General features: G+C 69.9%; 1 protein-coding gene. It reads left to right on the top strand.

The genetic code is table 11. From position 1 onward, the window contains the following. Nucleotides 1-468: HDOD domain-containing protein (locus tag J5M67_RS28300; protein ID WP_207888656.1), on the top strand; the 468-nt coding region annotated here is incomplete at both ends.

Below are 468 nucleotides of genomic sequence, written 5' to 3'. Positions count from 1 at the left end.
GTACATGGCGTTCGGCGGCAACATCACGACCGTCACGCGCGCGCTGATGGTGCTCGGCATGGACGCCGTCGGCCATCTCGTCGTCGGGCTCAAGCTAGTCGACCACTTTCATCACAGCGCGCCGCGCCGCATCGACGCGAAGCTCGAACTGACACGCGCGCTGCTGTCGGGCTGCGTCGCGCGCAAGCTGACCGAGCACGTCGATCTTCGCGCGGGCGAGCAAGCGGTGATCTGCACGCTGATGCGGCAGGTCGGCAAGCTGCTCGTCGTCTGCTATCTCGACGCGGAATGGGAAGAGATCCGCCGGCGCGCGGCCGAGCATGACGACGACGGGGCCGCGTGCCGCGCGGTGCTCGGCGTCGGCTACGACGAGATCGGCCTCGAGGCGGCATCGCGCTGGCGGCTGCCGGAGCTGATCCGCGCCGGCATGACGCGCTTCGACGCGAACGACGGCGCGCCGCACGAGGT

Origin of the sequence: Pseudomonas sp. 30_B, from assembly GCF_017491605.1 — a bacterium.
In the GTDB taxonomy this organism is placed as follows: Bacteria; Pseudomonadota; Gammaproteobacteria; order Pseudomonadales; family Pseudomonadaceae; genus Pseudomonas.
The sequence above is the reverse complement of the archived record's forward strand: the minus strand, read 5'-3'. Positions and strand labels throughout refer to the sequence as shown.